The sequence below is a fragment of the Enterobacter sp. EC_50 genome, assembly GCF_019584525.1.
In the GTDB taxonomy this organism is placed as follows: Bacteria; Pseudomonadota; Gammaproteobacteria; order Enterobacterales; family Enterobacteriaceae; genus Enterobacter; species Enterobacter roggenkampii.
Genome location: NZ_VDAF01000020.1, coordinates 1 through 19,587 on the forward strand (window position 1 = coordinate 1; position 19,587 = coordinate 19,587).

A 19,587-nucleotide genomic window follows, 5' to 3' on the forward strand; every position below is an offset into this window, starting at 1 on the left:
TTACGCACCACCCCGTCAGTAGCTGAACAGGAGGGACAGCTGATAGAAACAGAAGCCACTGGAGCACCTCAAAAACACCATCATACACTAAATCAGTAAGTTGGCAGCATCACCGGCATTAACTACTATCAGCCGCGCCGCGTGAAGTGTCGCGACAGCGCGGTGAACCCGCAGTCGCCGTTTATGCCGGAATGGTTCTTTGATAGCTACGAGATGCCGGGCCGCAAGATGAACCCGTACCGCGGCTGGGAAATCTACGCGCCAGGTATTTACGATATTCTGATTAACCTGCGCGACAATTACGGCAACCCCCGCTGCTTTATTTCTGAAAACGGCATGGGCGTCGAAAACGAACAACGTTTTATTGAAAATGGCCAGATTAACGATCAATACCGCATCGAGTTTATTTCCGAACATTTAGCCTGGCTGCATAAGGGTATTAGCGAAGGGTGCAATTGTCTTGGTTACCATATGTGGACGTTTATTGATAACTGGTCGTGGTGTAACGCGTATAAAAATCGCTACGGATTTATCCAGCTCGATTTAAAGACGCAGCAGCGCACCATTAAGAAAAGCGGGGAGTGGTTTGCCGCCACCGCCTTAAATAATAGCTTTGATAAAGAGTAATGATGATGATCGCACTAGAAGAAGCCGTAATGGAAATTATCGTCAATGCTGGCCAGTCCCGCAGCCTGTGCTTTGAGGCGCTGCACGCGGCGCGCCAGGGCAACATTGACGAAGCCAAAAGCCTGCTTCGCGAAGCCGACGGCTATGCGCGCCAGGCGCACAAGATGCAGACCAAACTGATTGAGCAGGACGCGGGCGAAGCACGCCAGCCTATGACATTAATTATGGTGCACGCGCAGGATCATTTAATGAACTCCTTATTAGCGCGTGAATTATCCGAAGAAATTATTCATTTATATCAGAGATAGTCTATGGCGAAATAAATTACTGTAATACCTCTGTACCTAAAACTAGAAATCCACTTGTTCTGATGATAGCGACATATTCTGTCAGATCGGAGCGGGATGGTTATTGTCTGAATAAAATTAAACTATATTGAGATAACCATGAATACGATTAAAAAACTTCCATTAACCATGGCGGTTATCGCCGCGCTTTGCCCAATTTCCGTGCTCGCCCAGGAATTCACGCAGGAGCAAATCGACGCCATTGTGGCGAAAGCGGTGGATAAAGCCCTGGCCGAACGTCAGGCCAAAATGGATGCCGCCGTCGCGAAAAAAGCGGACGTGGTGACCGAGCCGCAAAGCGCGGCGCAATCCCCGGACATGGCGATTCCGTTCGGGATTAAGTTTACCGGCTACGCCCGCTACGGCGCGCACTTCCAGGCCGCCGATCAGAAATATGTGGCGGTGGATGGCTCCTACAACGGCGCGTCCGCGATCGGTCGTCTGGGTAACGAAGGCAACGGCGGCGAGTTCCAGCTCTCTAAAGCCTTCAAGGGCGACAACGGCGCCATCTGGGACATCAACGTGATGATCGACCACTGGGGCGACGAAGTTAACCTGAAAAAAGCCTACGCGGGGGTGACCAACATTATGGCCTCCAACCCGAACGCCTATTTCTGGGCCGGTCGCGACTTCCACCAGCGTCCGCAGCAGGGCATCAACGATTACTTCTGGATGAACCACGACGGCCAGGGCGCCGGGGTGAAGAACTTCGATATCGGCGGCGTGCAGTTTGACGTCGCTGCCGTGGCGGCAGTGGAATCCTGTAGCCCGGAAGTGATGGAAGACGAAGCGAACCCGTCACGCATCACCTGTACCGGCGGGTCCGGCACGGGCGACAAAGGTAACTACGCGGCCACCTCTAAAATCCACGGCATGAAGCTCGGTCCGCTGGATCTGGAGCTGTACGCCAACTACGGCTTTGATTCAAAAGCGGTGGAGAGCGACGAGCGTCTGAACGCCTGGCAGGGCGGCGTGGTGCTGAGCCACACCAACGACAGCGGCGTGAACAAGGTGATCGCCCGCTACTCCGATAACTCGGACAACAGCGTGTTCAATAAAACCGAAGACCTGACCACGGTCTACGCCAGCTTCGAAGGGCTGTACAAATTCACCCAGGCCACGCAGGTGGAGTACATCCTCGCCTTCCACGATTACGACAACAGCCGTGATAAGACCGACAACCGCAAGAACTACAACGCCATCGTGCGCCCGATGCACTGGTGGAACGACGTTCACTCCACCTGGCTGGAAGCGGGCTGGCAGCACGTCGATTACGACAACGGCGGCGACAACAAAGGCTGGAAGCTGACCCTGTCGCAGAACATGTCTATCGCCATGGGGCCGGAGTTCCGTCCGATGCTGCGCTTCTACGTGACCGGCGGCAAGGTGGATAACGCACGCACCGCGCGCGTGAACAACACCAAAGACGAGACGCTCGACGACTTCAACGTCGGCGCGATGTGGGAGGCGTGGTTCTAGTAGAGCGTCGTTTGTTTCGCCCGGCGGCGCTGCGCTTGCACGGGCCTACAACGTTTTGTAGGCCGGGTAAGCGTAGCGCCACCCGGCAAGATCCCATGTTATGCTACAAAAAAACCAACATAACAGGGGAGAAAATGGGTTCCACACGTAAAGGGATGCTGAACGTCCTGATCGCCGCCGTTTTATGGGGCAGTTCCGGCGTTTGCGCGCAGTACATCATGGAGAAAAGCCACATTTCTTCGCCTTACCTGACCATGGTTCGCCTGCTGTTTACCGGCGTGATCCTGCTGACGCTCTCCTTCGTTCACGGCGACAAGATTTTCTCGGTCATCAAGCATCGCAAAGACGCCCTCAGCCTGCTGTTTTTCTCGCTGGTCGGCGCGCTCACCGTGCAGCTCACCTTCCTGCTGACGATTGAAAAATCCAACGCCGCGACGGCCACCGTGCTGCAGTTTCTGTCGCCAACGATTATCGTGGCATGGTTCGCGCTGGCGCGGAAAAAGCGCCCCGGCGTGTTTGTTTTGTCCGCGATTGTGACCTCGCTTGTCGGGACGTTCCTGCTGGTCACCCACGGCGACCCAACCTCGCTCTCCATCTCGCCTGCCGCCCTGTTCTTCGGCATCGCCTCGGCGTTTGCCGCCGCGTTTTACACCACCTATCCGTCAACGCTGATTGCCCGCTACGGCACATTGCCGATTGTCGGCTGGAGTATGTTGATTGCCGGATTAATGCTGACGCCGTTCTACGCCGGACGCGGCACCACCTTCGTGATCGACGGCGGCCTGCTGCTGGCGTTTTTCTACCTGGTGGTGATTGGCACCGCGCTGACGTTCAGCCTGTATCTGAAAGGCGCACAGATGATCGGCGGGCCGAAGGCGAGCATCCTGAGCTGCGCCGAGCCGCTGAGCAGCGCGCTGCTGTCGGTGGTGTTGCTGGGCGTGGCGTTCACCCTGCCGGACTGGCTGGGGACGCTGCTGATCGTGTCGTCGGTGGTACTGATTTCGATGGATTCGCGTAGAAGGGTTAAGGCATCGGCGTAGCCTGATGCCCTCACCCCAACCCTCTCCCACGGGAGAGGGAGAAAAACACTACTTCGCTTTAACCTTCCCTGTCACCAGCAGCGCCGTCAGCAGCATCAGCGTACCGGAAATCACCAGCGGTGACGTCAGCCCCAGATGGTCGAGCGCCACGCCGCCAATGGCCGCGCCGCAGGTGTTCGCCAGCTGGATCACCGCCACCTGAATCGACCCGGCTTTTTCCGCCTGATCGGCAAGCGAGCGGGTGATCCACGTCGACCAGCCCACCGGCACCAGCGCAAAGGCAAAGCCCCAGATAATCGCAATGGCAGACGCGACCCACTTATCGCTGCCCCACAGCACCAGCACCGTGGCGCTCGCCGCCAGCACCAGCGGCGCACCCGCCAGCGCCACCTTCAGGGAGCGTTTCAGGAACTGGGACGACAGCGAGGTACCGACAAAGCTGGCGATACCGAAGCTCAGCAGCACCAGCGTCAGGCCGTCTACGTCAAAGCCCGCCATGGTCATAAACACCGGGCGGATATAGGTAAAGAAGGCAAACTGCCCGGCAAAGGCCATGAAGATGGCGGTCATCCCCGCCAGCACGCCGGGGCGCTTGAGCAGCGCGAACATATTCTGCTTATGGTGCGCCGCTTCGCCCGGCAGGGACGGCAGCGCTTTCCACACCCAAATGATGCAGAGCAGGCCCATCACCGCCGCGGCGTTGAAGACGTTACGCCAGCCGATAATCCCACCGAGGAAGCTGCCCAGCGGCGCGGCGATCACCAGCGCGATGGAGACCGCACCGAAGATAACGGAAAGCGCTTTCGGCACCGTCCGCGCGGGCACTAGGCGCATGGTGAGCGAGGCCGACATCGCCCAGAAGCCGCCGAGCCCCAGCCCCAGGCAGGCGCGCCCGAGCAGCAGCAGGGTAAAGCTTTCCGCAAACGAGACCAGCAGGCAGGAGAGCGTCAGCAGCACGCTGAACAGAATGACCACCTTGCGGCGGTCAATCGCGCCAATCACCTGGGTGATAAACAGGCTGGCGAACATCGCCACGAAGGCGGTGACGGTAACGGACTGCCCTGCCACGCCTTCGGAAATGCCCAGATCCTGCGCCATCGGCGTCAGCAGGCTTACCGGCAGAAACTCAACGGTAATCAGGCAGGCGACGCAGAACGCCACGGAGAAAACCGCCGACCAGTTGGGGCGAGTAACCTCTTTGGTCTGCGGTCGGGTCGTGGGCTGGATATGTTCTGTCATGGCGTCACCTGAAGATAAAAACGTGCGGAAAAGTCGCGCAGTTTATCATCAAAAGTGTGACGAATTTAACGTTTAGACAACTTTTGTCGTTTTTACAGGGGATCAGTGCAGGTAAAACACGCCCTCTTCCGGCAGGAAGAGCTGGTTATAGCGTAGCTGGAAGGCGTTCAGCTCCTGCGGATCGGGCTCCATCTCGCGCATAAAGCCAAGCGCCAGACGAATTTGCGCATCGGTAATGGGCGCGGCCAGGCGGGCTTTACGCAGCATGCGGTGCCAGGCGTGCAGGTTCTCCTCGCTGCCGTCGACAATGCAGACCTGCCAGATCAGCAGCACCTGCACGGCGTTTTGCAGATGCGCCTCGTCCGGCCGTTCAAGGTAGCGGATAAACTCATTGCCCGGCGTTTTACCGAACTGATCGATCATCGACTCAACCGGCATCGGGGTGATGCCAAGACGCTCGCTTAAACGTTTGATGGCGCGGCGGGAATCTGAGGTCAGGACGCGAAATCCCACCACAAACACCACGGCAAGCGTTGCCAGCATTATCCAGACCATGCGTTCTCCTTTGACTAGCCGCTCATCATAGCGGGAAACGCACGGCGTCAACAGCGGGCATAACCAGAATAGTGCTCTGAAAAGACGTTGCGGAATGGGGGATCAGGTATTAACGCCGTCGGCGCAGATAAAAAAGCCCGGCATCACACACCGGGCAAAGAAGTTACCTGCACACTCAGGCTGTTTTTAATTTCTGCGCACGATTTTCACGGCGAATTTTACGTTCTTCCAGCACCGCGACCATCGCCATCAGGACGATACAGCCGATGGCTGCCGCATCCAGCGCCGCGAAGGTGCCCGCCCAGCCGGTGAGGCCGAAAATTGGCGTGCCGTCGGCGATCATCCCCAGACCCAGCTTGGCAAAGCTGTCGCCGATCAGATAGGCGAAGGTGCCTTTAATCCCATCGGCAGCGCCGATCGCTTTTTTCGGTACGAAGCCCACTGCCGCCACGCCGATCAGCAGCTGCGGACCAAACACCAGGAAGCCGAGCGCGAACAGGGATGCGAGGTAAACGTACTGGTTGCTGGCGTGCTGGTAGACGCCGAGGGTGGCGATAATCAACGCCAGCGCGATGCAGGCCACCAGCGCGCGACGGCCGTTGGCGAGGTCGGAGAGCCAGCCCCACAGCAGCGTGCCGACCAGCGCGCCCACTTCGAACAGGGTGAAGCCCTGAATTGCTACTTCTTTAGAAAGCTTCAGCTCCTGGAAAGCATACACGGTTGACCACTGGTCAATGCCGATACGCACCACGTAGAGGAAGATGTTTGAGAAGCAGAGCAGCCAGATCACTTTGTTTTTCAGCACGTACTCAACAAAGATCTGCCATTTGGTCATCTCGTTTTCTTCGGTCTCTTTGTCCTCTTCGCTGATCTCCTCGCCGAACAGCTCTTCCGCTTTGCCGAGGCCGTAGGATTCCGGGGAGTCGCTGCCGAAGCGCAGGCCGATAAAGCCGACAATCAGGGCGATAATCGACGGGAAGATAAACATGCCGATCACATGGCCGTCGAACAGGTAGTTTGCGCCGAACAGCGCTACGCCAGCCGCGCCCGCCCCGCCGAGGTTGTGGGAGATGTTCCACATGCCGAGGTAGGAACCACGCTTGCGGCGCGGGGTCCATTTGGTAATGGTGGAATAGCTGCACGACCCGCCGGTACTCTGGAAGAAACCGCTCAGGGCGTAGAAGGCGATCATCAGGAACAGGCTAACGGAACCCGCGCCCATGCTGGCGCTGAAGCCGAGCATACAGATGGCGGAGAGGATCAGCATAAACGGCAGGAATTGCTTGGTGTTTTTGCCGTCCGCGTAGTAGGAAACGACGGTCTTGCCCACGCCGTAGGTGATGGAGAAGCCCAGGCCAATCATCCCCAGCTGCGTCATGCTCAGCCCGTAGGTCGAGATCATGTCGTTCTGCGCGATGTTAAAGTTTTTGCGGATCAGATACATGGTCAGGTAGCCGATGAAGACCACCAGATAGGACTGCATGAACGGTTTGAACCACATCTTGCGCCGCACGTCGAGCGGCAGATCCAGAGTCGGCTTGCGCACCTGGTTTAAGAAGGCCAGCATGGTTGGTTTACTCCTGAGCTGATTTTTGCAGCATTGTAAAAATCAGCCGGGAGAGATGCCTGAGACAGCGTCCAGGTAAAACCGGGAAAATTTCCTAGTTTTGCGCCACTCGGGGTGAAAAGGTGAGGCGCATCACATCACGCTGGCTTCACGCGGGGCCTGCGCATGTAAAAACGGCAGCAGCAGCAGGGCGGAAATGCCCGCCGCGATGGCGATCACCGCGAAGAAGCCACTCCAGTGCCAGATGTCGATGACCCGCGCCAGCGGCCAGCCGGAGAGCGATGCGCCAAGATAGGCAAACAGCCCGACAAAGCCCGTCGCCGCGCCTGCCGCCTCCTTGTGCGAGCACTCCGCCGCCGCCATGCCGATGAGCATCTGCGGGCCAAACACGAAGAAGCCGGTGGTGAAGAAGCACGCCGCCTGCATGACGTAGCTGGCGAACGGCATCAGCCACAGCGAGCCAACAGAGAGCAAAATCCCGGCGGCAAAAATCAGGTTCATCGGGCCGCGGTTGCCGTTGAACAGCTTATCCGAGCCCCAGCCCGCCACCAGCGCGCCGATAAACCCGCCCAGTTCAAACATGGTCACCGCCGAGTTGGCGGTCACCAGGTCCACGCCGAGCGTCTCGGACATGTACAGATTGCCCCAGTCGTTGATGGCCGCGCGCACCACGTAGACCAGCACGTAGCAGAGCGACAGCAGCCAGATGTAGGGGTTTTTCAGCACGTATTTGGTGAGGATCTCCCTGCGGGTCAGCCCCGCGCCCTCCTGCTGCTGGGCAATCTCCATCTCGTCGTGCCGCCAGTCGCCCACCGCAGGCAGGCCCACGGTCTGCGGCCTGTCGCGCAGGCGCCAGCAGAGGAACAGCCCGGCGACAATCGCCAGGCCACCGGCAATCATCATCCCCGCGCGCCAGCCGTAGTGCAGCGCCGCGGCACCCACCACCATCGGGATCAGCGCCCCGCCGACGTTATGTGCGGTGTTCCATATCGCCCACCAGCCGCCGCGTTCGTTGCGCGAGTACCAGGCGGTGAGCAGACGCGCGCAGACCGGCGCGCCCCAGCCCTGGAAAAACGCGTTCAGCGCCCACAGCAGGGCAAAGGCCCACAGCGAGGTGGAGAAGCCAAACAGAATATTCACCACGCCGGTGGCGATCAGCCCAACGCCCATGAAATAACGGGCATTTGAGCGATCGCTGACGATGCCGGAGAAGAACTTCGACAGGCCGTAGGTGATATAAAACAGCGTCGCCAGCAGGCCGATGTCGGTGCGGGTCATCACGCCGCTGGCGAGAATTTCCGGCGCGGCGGCGTTGAAGCTTTTACGGGTGAAGTAGAACAGCGCGTAGCCGAGCCAGATGGTAATCAGAATATGACGTCGCCAGTAGCGGTAGCGGGCGTCGATTTCCGCTTTGTTGCTTAACGGGGCTGCGCTGGCTGGGGTTTTAAACATGGTGCGTCCTTAACGGCAGGCTGACGCTGACGCGCGTCCCATAGGTGCAGGAGAGGCTCAGCGTGCCGCCAAGCGCCTTCACCCGCTCGCGCATGCCCGCCAGGCCAAAGCCCTGCTGGCCGGAGCCCGGCGGCAGGCCGCAGCCGTCGTCTTCAATTACCAGCATCAGACGCTCGTCCTGTTGCCAGCCCTGGATCGTGACCGCGCTGGCGCTGGCGTGTTTGACGATATTGTTCAGCCCTTCCTGACAGACGCGGAACAGCGTCACGCGCTGGCCTTCGCTCAGGGCAGATTCGTTAATTCGCCAGTCGAGATGGCTGACAATGCCGCGGCTTTCCAGCTCCATCTCGCGCATCAGGGAGCGTACCGCCTGCTCCAGCGACAGGTCGTCGAGCTGGCGCGGACGCAGCCTGCCGAGCAGGCGTCGCACCGAGTCATACACGCCCAGTGAAAGCTGTTCGATATGCGCCCCGCCCTGCTTCACGCCTGCGTTTTCTGACGCCAGGCGCTGGACAATGCCCGCCTGGGTGCGGATGGCGGTAATGGTCTGCCCGATGTCATCGTGCAGCTCGCGGGCGACCTCCTGCCGCACGCTCTCTTCCGTCTCCAGCAGGCGTTCAGCCAGACGCCGGTTGCGCGCCAGCTCGGTCTGCAGGGACTGGTTCAGCTCGCGCAGGCGCTGAATGCCCGCCCCCAGCAGCAGCCCGGTCAGGCTCTGGGCCAGCAGCGAGAGCAGCAGATCCACCGGATGGTCGTGCCAGGTCTGGCTGGCAATCAGCGCGATGGCGTTCATCAGGGTCGCGATCAGCGCCCCCTGCCAGCCGTAGTGCCAGGCCAGGGCGATAATCGGCAGCGCCAGGCAAAACGGCGTAAAGCGTGAAAGCTCGGCAGGTAAACCGAGCTGAAGCCAGAGGCTCACCACGAACAGCAGCAGATACCAGATGAGATGCCTGGCGCGCCAGTTCACCGGTTGGGACACCAGCCCCGGACCAAGCGGTTGCCAGACGGTGCTGGTGAGGTAGTGCCAGAAAACCAGACAGGTCGGCGCCAGCGTCAGGCCGCCGGTGAGGGTCAGCAGCAGGGCGTTGAGCATCTCCTTGTCGCCAACCCACGGCAGGGACTGCAGCAGCGCGGCGGCAATCAGCGCCGCCCCCTGACGCAGCAGCGTGCGCCAGTCGCGCTGGTGACGGTAGCGGGAAATGAGCGCAACCGGGAGAAGCGTAAGCAGGCTTCCGGTCATCAATAATGGCAGATGCGCCAGAGCGACTTCCTGCGCCAGCCAGACCAGCAGCAGCCACTCTGCGCCCAGCAAAACGGGCCAGTAGCCGCGCGGGCACTGGAGCATTAGCCCCAGTCGCAGGCCGAAGGGAAAGAGCAGCACCGCCAGTTCAGGACGTTCCACCAGATGCAGGCTGATGCTCCACAGGCAGAACCACGCGGCAGAAAAGATAAAAAAGCTGGCAACGACGGCGATCAGCCGTGAAAACACGGGACTCATTGCCAGCTGTCGAACATGCGGCGCGCCAGCTCAACGTCGTTGCTGACGTTGAGTTTTTCCATCAGGTTGGCGCGATGGACGTGCACGGTCTTCGGCGACAGATCCAGCTCGGCGGCAATCTCTTTTACCGACATCCCCTGCGCGAGCTTCTCCGCCACCTGGCGCTCGCGCCGGGTGAGCGGATCCTGTCGTCCAGCCGCCAGCTTGATGGCGATTTCCGGCGTCAGGTAGCAGCCGCCGGTGGAGACGGTGCGCACGGCGGCAATCAGCTCGTCCGGGCTGCAGCGTTTAGAGAGGAAGCCCCGCGCCCCCGCGTTAAGCGCCTGCTCCACCAGCGCCGGGCTGTCGTGGACCGAGAGCATAATGGTCGCCATCCCTTTCGGCAGCTGGCTTAACAGCTCCAGCCCGGAGAGATCCGGCATCGAAATGTCGCAGATACAGACCTGCACCCCGCGCCCCGGCAGGCCCGCCAGCGCCTCGCGGCCGGAGCCAAACTCGGCCACGACCTGGAAATCCGGTTCGAGGTTGAGAAGCTGGGCAAAGCCAGAGCGGACGATAAGGTGGTCGTCGATAAGGGCGATGGTGGTCATGTGTGTTCCTGCGGTCTGAAAAAGCCGGATGGCGCTGCGCTTATCCGGCCTACAAGAGCGAAAGACGCTTACCTTAAGCGATCTATTCGAAGAACACCGCAATTTTGTTAAACATGGTGGGATCGGACTGGTTGCGCGCCACGTTGGTGACGTCCTCCAGCTTGTCGATCTGCGCCATCATCTGCTCCAGACGCTGGTCATCGTTGACCAGTAGCCAGATGCGGCTGTGCTCGCTGCCCTGAATCGGCAGACAGAGAATGCCTTCCACGTTAAACGCCCGGCGGGCAAACAGCCCGCAGACGTGGGTCATGACGCCAGGGTGGTTGCGGACGGTGAGTTCCAGAATGACGTTATCATGTTGTTTCTGCATGGCTTATTCTCCCACCATCTCAGTATTTGCCGCACCCGGCGGCACCATCGGATACACTTTTTGTTCAGGGTCGATACGCACGTGGATCAGCGCCGGGCCCGGACGCGAGATCGCCGCCTGCAGCGCCGCGTGGGCATCCTCTTCCGCGTTCAGATCGCAGGTGTGCAGGCCAAAGCCGGCGGCAATCTGCATAAAGTTAATCATCCCCGGATAGGTCGCCGCAAACACGCCCTGCTTGTAGAACAGGCTCTGCTGCTGGTGCACCAGCCCCAGCGCCTCGTTGTTCATCAGGATGATTTTCACGTCTAACTGGTTTTCGGCCGCGGTCGCCATCTCCTGAATGTTCATCATCAGGCTGCCGTCACCGGAGAAGCAGATGACCTTGCGGTCCGGATTCGCCAGCGCCGCGCCCACAGCTGCGGGCAGGCCAAAGCCCATGGTGCCGAGGCCGCCGGAGGTCAGCCACTGGCGCGGACGGTTCAGCGGGTAGGCCTGGGCGGTCCACATCTGGTGCTGGCCCACGTCGGTGGTGATAATCGCGCTGTCGTCCACGCAGGCGGCAACGGCGTTGATAAGACCATAGTGGCTCAGCGGATCGCCTTCAGTTGGGATCGCACCCGGGAACTCGCGCTGCAGATCGGCCACCAGCTGGCGCCAGTCGGCGCGATCGGTCGCGTCGGTTTGCGGGATCAGCTGCGCCAGCACTTCGGCTACGTCCCCCTGAATCGCCACGTGCGGCTGCTTGATTTTACCCAGCTCGGCGCGATCGATATCCACGTGAATGATTTTCGCGTTCGGGCAGAACTCCTCGGTTTTGCCAATCGCCCGGTCATCAAAACGCGCGCCCATCACAATCAGCAAATCCGCCTCTTGCAGGATGTAGTTGGTGCTGCGCGCGCCGTGCATGCCCAGCATCCCCAGGGACAGCGGGTGCGCTTTAGGCAGCATACCGAGCGCCATCAGGGTCATGGTGGTCGGCAGGTTGGCTTTTTCCGCAAACTGGCGGATTTCATCCGCAGCGTTAATCGCCCCGCCGCCCAGATAGAGCACCGGGCGTTTGGCGGCGTTAATCATGGCGGCGGCGTCGCGCACGCTCTCAGCGCTGAACTCCGGCGCGGGGGCACGCTCGCCCGGCTCCGGCAGAACGTCGATCTCGATCTCTGCGGTCTGGACATCCTTAGGAATGTCTATCCACACCGGGCCCGGGCGGCCGGACTGCGCAATGCGGAACGCATCGCTAATAACCTGAGGAAGTTCTGCGATGTCGCGAACTAAATAGTTATGTTTGGTGATGGGGATAGAGATGCCGTAGGTATCCACTTCCTGGAACGCATCGGTACCGATCATCGAGGACGGCACCTGGCCGGTAATGCAGATCAGCGGAATGGAGTCGAGGCGCGCGTCGGCGATGGCGGTGACCAGGTTGGTTGCGCCCGGCCCGCTGCAGGCCATACAGACCGCCGGTTTACCCTGCGTGCGCGCCATGCCCTGAGCGATGAACCCCGCCCCCTGCTCGTGGCGCGCCAGCACGTGGCGGATCTGCGTGCTTTGGCTTAACGCATCGTACAGCGGCAGCACCGTGCCGCCAGGGATGCCCGCAACCGTGGTGATGCCCTGTCGCTCCAGCAGATGAACGATCAGCTGCGCGCCGGTAAAACGCGTCTTGGTGGATGTTGTGCCCGAACTTGCCATGCTCCAGTCCTTTTCTTCTGAGCCGACTTTCCGGGGAGGGTCCTAAACGAAAAACCCCGCCCGGTTTGCGCCGGCGGGGTTTTGGATTCGTGTGTTGATCCAGTCCCTACGGCGCATTGCCGACGACCACCACCACACGCACGACGACCACTGCGGCTGGTTGCGCAGTTTTTAGTAGGGTCGAAGTGAAGATGGATGAAGTCATTGGGGACCTGTGTTTGGAATCATTGATGGAATTTATACAAACACAGGTTTTCGGGCGTGACAATGGAAATATTTTCATCTGCGCAAAAATGCGTCAGGGATCACGTTTCGTTTGTTGGGGGATGAAAACAAAAAACCCCGCCGAAGCGAGGTTTTTATCAGGGTCTTGCGGTTGGTCGCCGCAGAACACACTGTGTTACGTCAACGCAAAAAGTATACGCGATCGAAGACGAACGCGCAATTCCGGCACGGATTTTGACGTTTTTGAGTATGGATCGCCTTCCAGATTTTGTCCACAAAATACTGTTCATACGTACAGTATTTATCTATACTGAGGGTGTTCGCAGTGAGCGAGGGGGCCGCAGATCTACCGGCGCAACGAAGTCCTGGCTGAAACGGGTGGTGCCGTCAGTGCCTTAACCCCTGAAGTGAGCACACTGTGTTACGTCAATCCAGGTGCTGGCAACAGGCGGCGGAAAGGTACGCCAGCATCGTGCTCCTTTTAACCAAAAGGAGACGCGTATGAGCGTAGTGGATATGGTGATACTTATCCTCAAACTCATTGTTGCTGTACTGCAACTGCTTGATGCTGTCCTGAAATTCGTTCGGTAATTCAGGTTCAAGTCGCACCTGAGAGGGGCGGGCAACCGCCCCTCTTTAATAACGAGGGAATGCTATGTCGCGTCTGTTAATTGAGCCTGTCACGCCCGACGAGCCGGGGTATAGCGCCCTGAAGGCGGAAAGTATCGCACTGAATTTCAACATGCTGCGCAGGCTGGAAGAGAGCTGGCAGCGGGGTGAGAACCGCTTTAACGCGCCGGGTGAAAAGCTGCTGGGGGCGTTTCTCAACGGCAAGCTGGTGGGCGTGTGCGGTCTGAATCGCGATCCGTTCAGCCAGCAGCCGCGCGCCGGGCGTATTCGCCATCTCTACGTCAGCGAGAAGTGTCGCGGGCTGGGAATTGGCAAGCAGCTTTTGACCGTGTTGATGGCCGATGCCAGCATCTGGTTCGATTTCCTCAATACCCATGCGCCGGACGCTGCCTACGGATTTTATCGCCAGGCAGGGTTTACGCTGGTCTCGGACGAACCGCGGGTGACGCACCGCCTTTTTTGTGCGGTGTAACCGGCTGGCAGCTTCAGGACGTGAATGTTACAGTTGAGTGACAATTCATCACCCGATACGCCATGACCCTCACCGTATTCTGCATTTTGCTGTTCGCCGCCCTGCTGCATGCCAGCTGGAATGCCATTGTCAAAGCCGGAACGGACAAGCTCTATTCCGCGATTAGCGTCAGCGGCTCCGCCACGCTGATTGCCCTGGTGCTGCTCCCCTTCTCTCCACAGCCCTCTGCCGCAAGCTGGCCGTTTTTGATCGTCTCCTGTGCCTTACAGGTGGTCTACACCGTGCTGGTCGCGAAGACCTATCAGGTTTCCGATATGAGCCAGACCTACCCGCTGATGCGCGGCACCGCCCCGCTGCTGGTGGCGCTGATCAGCGTGCTGGTGCTCGGCGATCGTCTCTCCTGGCTCGCCTGGTCCGGCATCGGGGTAATTTGCCTGTCGATTCTGGCGATGGCAATGAACGGGCGCATGCAGTCACGCAAGGGGATCTGGCTGACGCTGCTGAACGCCTGCTTTATTGCGGGATATACGCTGGTGGACGGCACCGGCGTGCGGCTGTCGGAGACCGCGCTGGGCTATACGCTGTGGACCTTCTTTATGAACGGCTTCTGCCTGTTCGGCTGGGCGATGGTCGCGCGTCGGCGCGAGGCGTCCGGCTACCTGCGTCTGCACTGGAAAAAGGGGCTGCTTGGCGGGGTGGGGACCATGGGTTCTTACGGTCTGGCGCTGTGGGCGATGACGCAGGCGCCGCTGGCGGTGGTTGCGGCGCTGCGTGAAACCTCCATACTCTTTGGCGCGCTGATCGCATTTCTGCTTTTAAAAGAGAAGGTTGCGGGCCTGCGCATTGCGGCGGCGCTGGGTATCGCCGGCGGCGCCATTCTGCTGCGCCTGGCGTAAAGCACTGGCAACATTAGTTGCCGTTCTTGTTTACAAATCCTGCCTTTACCGGTTTTTTCATTCACCGCGACAATGCTTAAATTGTCATCTCTCTGTGGTAGATTCCTCGCGCATTTATGGGAATGCGCAGTCACTTATTCTTCATTTTTCTCTTTTGGCAAAAGTATTCAGCGACATGAAAAAGCAACGGAACGTTAACTTATTGTTGATGCTGGTGTTACTGGTGGCCGTCGGTCAGATGGCGCAAACCATCTACATTCCGGCGATTGCCGACATGGCAAAGGAATTGAACGTCCGCGAGGGCGCGGTACAGAGCGTAATGGCGGCCTACCTGCTGACCTATGGCGTTTCGCAGCTCTTCTACGGCCCGCTCTCCGACCGCGTCGGGCGTCGCCCGGTGATCCTGGTGGGCATGAGCATTTTCATGGTGGCGACGGTAATTGCCATTACCACCCACAGCCTGACCGTACTGATTGCCGCCAGCGCCCTGCAGGGCGTGGGGACCGGCGTTGGCGGGGTGATGGCGCGAACCTTACCGCGCGATATGTATCAGGGCACCCAGCTCCGTCATGCCAACAGTCTGTTGAATATGGGGATTCTGGTCAGCCCGCTGCTGGCCCCGCTGATCGGCGGCCTGCTGGACACGATGTGGTCCTGGCGCGCCTGCTACGCCTTCCTGCTGGTGCTGTGCATCATTGTCACCTTCAGCATGGCGCGCTGGATGCCGGAAACGCGTCCGCAGGACGCGCCGCGCACGAAGCTGCTCGCCAGCTATAAAACGCTGTTCGGCAACGGCGCGTTTACCTGCTACCTGCTGATGCTCATCGGCGGCCTGGCGGGCATCGCGGTGTTCGAAGCCTGCTCCGGCGTGCTGCTGGGCGCGGGGCTGGGCCTGAGCAGCATGGTGGTGAGCATTCTGTTTATTCTGCCGATCCCGGCGGCGTTCTTCGGCGCGTGGTTTGCCGGTCGACCAAACAAACGCTTCTCCACCCTGATGTGGCAGTCGGTGATCAGCTGTCTGCTGGCGGGTCTGATGATGTGGATCCCGGGGCTGTTTGGCGTGATGACCGTCTGGACGCTGCTCATCCCGGCGGCGCTGTTCTTCTTTGGCGCGGGGATGCTGTTCCCGCTCGCCACCAGCGGCGCGATGGAGCCGTTCCCGTTCCTTGCAGGTACGGCGGGCGCGCTGGTGGGCGGTTTGCAGAACATCGGTTCCGGCGCGCTGGCCTGGCTCTCGGCGATGATGCCGCAGACCGGGCAGGCTAGTTTGGGCCTGCTGATGACGCTGATGGGGCTGCTGATTTTACTGTGCTGGCTGCCGCTGGCGTCGCGTGTCCCGCATCACGAGCAGCCGGTTTAACCGCATGATGGCCCGGCTTCTCGCCGGGCTTTTCACAGACAGGGGCGATCATCGCCTGCAATAACGGCTCTGGCGCAGGCCGCCAGGCGCCCTCTTCCCCGTCGTAAAACTGGAAATCCGCGTTAAGCGCATACGGGATTTTGGCCTTTTGCAGCTCGCAGGCCATAAAGGTGGCGAACGCGACTTGCGAGGCGGTTGGCGTAAAGCGGCTTGACTCCCCCACGCCCCAGCCCCCGACCCAGCTAACGTGCCCGGTTTTTTGCTGCCAGTGCAGCGCGGCATTGATGCGGTTACGGATTGCCGCTTTCTCTGCCGCCGTGCCGGACGTCCACGGGTATTTGCCGCCATTTTTCAGCGGCCCCCACGGGAAAATATGCCACTCCGCCAGCAGATAGGTTTGGCTGTGCGCGGGCAGCTTCAGGCTGGATAACTCCTCCGGCGCGGCACGCAGGCGTGGCGCAATGAAGATCATGCGCTGCGGGTCGATGTCGTGGATCGCTTTAACGGTTTTTTCATAGACGCGGTTTAGCGACGCCAGATTGTGGTTAAGCTTGTCGGCAGGCTCATAAATGAGATCAAAACCCAGCAGCGGGTAGCTTTGACCGAAATAGTGCGCCACGGCAATCCACCAGTTGACCGTCTCTTTCTCGTTATCGGCTTTCGGGTCGTTTTTATATTCATCAGCCTGATACGCGACTATCGGGATCACGCCATACTGCTCACAGGCTTCTACCAGCTTGCGCAGGTGGATCAGCCGCGCTTCCGTCGGCTCGTCGGCCACGCGGATGCGCACGTGGGTAATGCCTTTAGCCCGAAAATCGCGGACCACCAGCGGGTCGAATTCGCGTATGCCGCGCTCGGTGCGCGCCCAGTCCACATCCATACCGACGCCAAGCTGCTGCGCATAACGGGCAGCCGTCAGCGGCGGCTCAGCGGCAATGGCCCAGCCGGAAGAGATCAGTAACGCGGTCGCTATAAGAGGCTTTAACACGGTTTACCCTGGATAAATCGAAAGCATTACCTGTATTTAGCACGCTTTTTCACATTTGGTGTAGCGCGAAAGCGTAATAATTCTTCAACCTGCCAGTTCTCTCAGCCAGCCGATAAAGGCCTGTATTTTCGGCCACTGTCGGCCCGAAAGCGTCGAAACATAGTAGTGCTGATGGCATTTCAGGGTCTTGTCACCAAACGGGGCGATCAGTTCGCCCCGTTCAAGCCGTTTTTGCACCAGCCGCTTTCTCCCCATCGCGACGCCGACGTGGTTGATGGCCGCAATAATCGCTAAGTCGGAACGATCGAAACCAATACCCGACGATGGCGGCATATTCACCGCAAAGTGCTGCGCCCAGCTCAGCCACTCATCCGTACCGGAATCATTACTCCAGGCCTGACGATCGTGCAGCACCGTGCAGTGGCTGAGGTTATCGGGGTTTTTCAACAGTTCATGCTCACGGGCATACTGCGGCGAGCAGACGGGCAGGATCTCCTCGTCCATCAGGAAGTGATGAGAGAGATGGTTAGGCGGCGTATCGTCGAAATAAAGCGCCAGATCGATACCCGTTCGCTGCATATTGACGTAATCATTGCCGGTCAGGATGGTGAGCGAAATCGATGGATAGCGGCGGGTAAAATCACCCAGCATGGGTACCAGCCAGCACTGGGCGATCGACGGCCGGGAGTAGACCGTCAGCGTACCGGACAGCGCCTGGTTTTTGATATCCAGGATCTCCTGATTCAGGGTGTCGAGGGATGATTTTAGCGTCCAGTAGACGCGCTTTCCCTCCTGCGTCAGCTCGACTTTACGGTGCGAGCGGACGAACAGCTGAATACCCAGCTCCTCTTCCAGCAGGTTGATGCGGTGGCTCACCGCGCTGGGGCTAAGCGACAGTTCCTCCGCCGCAAGGGCGAATGACTCATGCCGGGCGGCCACTTCAAAGGTGTACATTTTCGACAGCTGCCAGCCGTTGAGCAGCCGGTTTCTGGCTTCATTTGCATCGGTCATCACAATTCTCACGCGTGGTTTCTGCGCTCAGCATACCGTTTAAGGGTGAATTAATGTGAACCTAATACGAATTAAGTGCGCTTTTTAGAGAGCAGTCACTGAGTTGATCCAATCTGGCTCACCTGAACGCCAATTTATATCGTTTGTCAGCCCACGCCGCTTTTTCGTCCAATACCCCCAGATGACATAAGGGTGAGGTGAGATATGGGATCTCAGGTCTGGGTTGTGGCAACGCTGCTGGTCAGCATAGTGTTGATTGTTTTAACCATCGTTAAGCTGAAGTTTCACCCGTTCCTCGCGCTGCTGCTGGCGAGCTTTTTCGTCGGCGCAATGATGGGAATGAGCCCGCTGGATATGGTAAACGCCATTGAGAGTGGGATTGGCGGCACGCTGGGCTTCCTGGCGGCCGTGATTGGTCTGGGCACCATTCTCGGCAAGATGATGGAGGTTTCCGGCGCGGCAGAGCGCATCGGGATCGCCCTGCAGCGCTGCCGCTGGCTGTCAGCAGACGTGATTATGGTGCTGGTGGGCCTGATCTGCGGGATCACGCTGTTCGTGGAAGTGGGCGTGGTCCTGCTGATACCGCTGGCGTTTTCCATCGCCAAAAAGACCCACACGTCGCTGCTCAAGCTGGCCATTCCGCTTTGTACCGCGCTGATGGCGGTGCACTGCGTGGTGCCGCCGCATCCGGCCGCGCTGTTTGTGACCAATAAATTAGGGGCGGACGTTGGAACGGTCATTGTCTACGGTTTGATGGTCGGCCTGATGGCCTCTCTGGTCGGCGGCCCGCTGTTCCTGAAGCTGCTCGGCAATCGTCTGCCGTTTAAACCGGTTCCGGCGGAATTTTCAGACCTGAAGGTGCGGGAGGAGCATACCCTGCCGTCGCTGGGCGCCACGCTGTTTACGGTGCTGCTGCCGATTGCCCTGATGCTGGTGAAGACCATCGCCGAACTGAATATGGCAAAAGACGGCACGCTGTATACGCTGCTGGAGTTTATCGGCAACCCGATCACCGCCATGTTTATCGCCGTGTTTGTCGCCTACTACCTGCTGGGCATCCGCCAGCATATGGGCATGGGCGCAATGCTGACCCACACCGAACACGGCTTTGGCTCTATCGCCAACATTTTGCTGATTATCGGCGCGGGCGGCGCGTTCAACGCCATCCTGAAAACCAGCGGACTGGCGGACTCGCTGGCGCAAATTCTCTCGAACCTGCACATGCACCCTATCCTGCTCGCCTGGCTGGTGGCGCTGGTGCTGCATGCCGCCGTAGGCTCCGCCACGGTCGCGATGATGGGCGCCACGGCCATCGTCGCGCCGATGCTGCCGCTTTACCCGAACGTCAGCCCGGAGATCATCACGATTGCCATCGGTTCCGGCGCCATTGGCTGCACGATCGTGACCGATTCTCTCTTCTGGCTGGTGAAGCAATACTGCGGCGCGACCCTGAATGAGACCTTCAAATACTATACGACGGCGACGTTTATCGCCTCGGTGCTTGCACTTGGCGGCACATTCCTGCTTTCCTTCATTATCTGAGCGC

At 59.4% G+C, this 19,587-nt stretch carries 20 protein-coding genes and 1 pseudogene; 9 read left to right on the forward strand and 12 right to left on the reverse strand.

The window, feature by feature from the left end:
- Positions 1-59: IS1 family transposase (locus tag FHC48_RS23830; protein WP_097491765.1), on the reverse strand; the 59-nt coding region annotated here is incomplete at its 3' end.
- A gap of 49 nt (positions 60-108) precedes the next feature.
- Here FHC48_RS23830 and FHC48_RS16720 point away from each other — a divergent pair.
- From FHC48_RS16720 to FHC48_RS16735, 4 genes and pseudogenes are all read left to right on the forward strand, one after another.
- Positions 109-627, forward strand: a pseudogene (locus FHC48_RS16720) (family 1 glycosylhydrolase); the annotation flags it as partial.
- Positions 628-632: 5 nt separating this feature from the next.
- Positions 633-935 (forward strand): PTS lactose/cellobiose transporter subunit IIA, encoded by a 303-nt coding sequence (locus tag FHC48_RS16725; RefSeq protein WP_008500136.1) that lies wholly within the window; start codon positions 633-635, stop codon positions 933-935.
- Positions 936-1,073: 138 nt separating this feature from the next.
- On the forward strand, positions 1,074-2,453 hold the full coding sequence (locus FHC48_RS16730) for a carbohydrate porin (RefSeq protein ID WP_058653707.1): 1,380 nt from the start codon (positions 1,074-1,076) through the stop codon (positions 2,451-2,453).
- 134 nt (positions 2,454-2,587) lie between these two features.
- Complete coding sequence (locus FHC48_RS16735) at positions 2,588-3,493, forward strand: EamA family transporter (RefSeq protein WP_032654354.1); 906 nt, start codon at positions 2,588-2,590, stop codon at positions 3,491-3,493.
- Positions 3,494-3,541: 48 nt separating this feature from the next.
- Here FHC48_RS16735 and nepI read toward each other — a convergent pair whose 3' ends face one another.
- The 9 genes from nepI to ivbL form a co-directional block, all read right to left on the reverse strand.
- A complete protein-coding gene (nepI, locus tag FHC48_RS16740; RefSeq protein ID WP_119312270.1) occupies positions 3,542-4,732 on the reverse strand; it encodes a purine ribonucleoside efflux pump NepI in 1,191 nt (396 codons plus the stop codon).
- A 102-nt stretch (positions 4,733-4,834) separates the two neighbouring features.
- A complete protein-coding gene (locus FHC48_RS16745; RefSeq protein WP_059364740.1) occupies positions 4,835-5,287 on the reverse strand; it encodes a DUF1198 domain-containing protein in 453 nt (150 codons plus the stop codon).
- Between the two features lie 175 nt (positions 5,288-5,462).
- The gene (uhpT, locus tag FHC48_RS16750; protein WP_039024528.1) at positions 5,463-6,854 is read right to left on the reverse strand and encodes a hexose-6-phosphate:phosphate antiporter; all 1,392 of its coding nucleotides are present in this window, start codon (positions 6,852-6,854) and stop codon (positions 5,463-5,465) included.
- 132 nt (positions 6,855-6,986) lie between these two features.
- Positions 6,987-8,306 (reverse strand): MFS transporter, encoded by a 1,320-nt coding sequence (locus FHC48_RS16755; protein ID WP_046091932.1) that lies wholly within the window; start codon positions 8,304-8,306, stop codon positions 6,987-6,989.
- Positions 8,299-9,804 carry a signal transduction histidine-protein kinase/phosphatase UhpB gene (gene uhpB, locus FHC48_RS16760; protein WP_059364744.1) on the reverse strand — a complete coding sequence of 502 codons (1,506 nt, stop codon included), beginning with the start codon at positions 9,802-9,804 and terminating at the stop codon, positions 8,299-8,301. The genes FHC48_RS16755 and uhpB overlap by 8 nt, the downstream gene beginning before the upstream one ends.
- The gene (gene uhpA / locus FHC48_RS16765) at positions 9,801-10,394 is read right to left on the reverse strand and encodes a transcriptional regulator UhpA (protein ID WP_021242693.1); all 594 of its coding nucleotides are present in this window, start codon (positions 10,392-10,394) and stop codon (positions 9,801-9,803) included. Before uhpA ends, uhpB begins: the two co-directional genes overlap by 4 nt.
- A gap of 82 nt (positions 10,395-10,476) precedes the next feature.
- The gene (ilvN, locus tag FHC48_RS16770) at positions 10,477-10,764 is read right to left on the reverse strand and encodes an acetolactate synthase small subunit (protein WP_008500144.1); all 288 of its coding nucleotides are present in this window, start codon (positions 10,762-10,764) and stop codon (positions 10,477-10,479) included.
- 3 nt (positions 10,765-10,767) lie between these two features.
- Positions 10,768-12,456: an acetolactate synthase large subunit gene (gene ilvB, locus FHC48_RS16775; protein ID WP_008500145.1), complete on the reverse strand. Its 1,689-nt coding sequence runs from the start codon at positions 12,454-12,456 to the stop codon at positions 10,768-10,770.
- 106 nt (positions 12,457-12,562) lie between these two features.
- Entirely contained in the window at positions 12,563-12,661 is a 99-nt protein-coding gene (gene ivbL / locus FHC48_RS16780; RefSeq protein ID WP_057979964.1) for an ilvB operon leader peptide IvbL, read from the reverse strand.
- Positions 12,662-13,182: 521 nt separating this feature from the next.
- Between ivbL and tisB the strand changes: the two genes are divergently transcribed.
- The 4 genes from tisB (at position 13,183) to emrD (ending at position 16,039) form a co-directional block, all read left to right on the forward strand.
- Positions 13,183-13,272, forward strand: a complete 90-nt coding sequence (gene tisB, locus FHC48_RS16785) for a type I toxin-antitoxin system toxin TisB (protein WP_008500146.1) — start codon at positions 13,183-13,185, stop codon at positions 13,270-13,272.
- 64 nt (positions 13,273-13,336) lie between these two features.
- On the forward strand, positions 13,337-13,783 hold the full coding sequence (locus FHC48_RS16790; protein ID WP_059364747.1) for a GNAT family N-acetyltransferase: 447 nt from the start codon (positions 13,337-13,339) through the stop codon (positions 13,781-13,783).
- A 62-nt stretch (positions 13,784-13,845) separates the two neighbouring features.
- Entirely contained in the window at positions 13,846-14,679 is an 834-nt protein-coding gene (locus FHC48_RS16795) for an EamA family transporter (protein WP_059364749.1), read from the forward strand.
- Positions 14,680-14,854: 175 nt separating this feature from the next.
- Positions 14,855-16,039: a multidrug efflux MFS transporter EmrD gene (gene emrD / locus FHC48_RS16800; protein WP_045353354.1), complete on the forward strand. Its 1,185-nt coding sequence runs from the start codon at positions 14,855-14,857 to the stop codon at positions 16,037-16,039.
- Here emrD and FHC48_RS16805 read toward each other — a convergent pair.
- Both FHC48_RS16805 and dsdC read right to left on the reverse strand, forming a co-directional pair.
- Positions 15,942-17,030, reverse strand: a complete 1,089-nt coding sequence (locus FHC48_RS16805) for a cellulase family glycosylhydrolase (RefSeq protein WP_023293702.1) — start codon at positions 17,028-17,030, stop codon at positions 15,942-15,944. The two genes, emrD and FHC48_RS16805, sit on opposite strands and share 98 nt — an antisense overlap.
- Positions 17,031-17,114: 84 nt before the next feature.
- A complete protein-coding gene (gene dsdC / locus FHC48_RS16810) occupies positions 17,115-18,041 on the reverse strand; it encodes a DNA-binding transcriptional regulator DsdC (RefSeq protein WP_059364751.1) in 927 nt (308 codons plus the stop codon).
- A gap of 204 nt (positions 18,042-18,245) precedes the next feature.
- On the opposite strand from dsdC, the gene dsdX reads away from it, so the two are divergent.
- On the forward strand, positions 18,246-19,583 hold the full coding sequence (dsdX, locus tag FHC48_RS16815; protein WP_045372107.1) for a D-serine transporter DsdX: 1,338 nt from the start codon (positions 18,246-18,248) through the stop codon (positions 19,581-19,583).
- Positions 19,584-19,587: the final 4 nt, after the last annotated feature.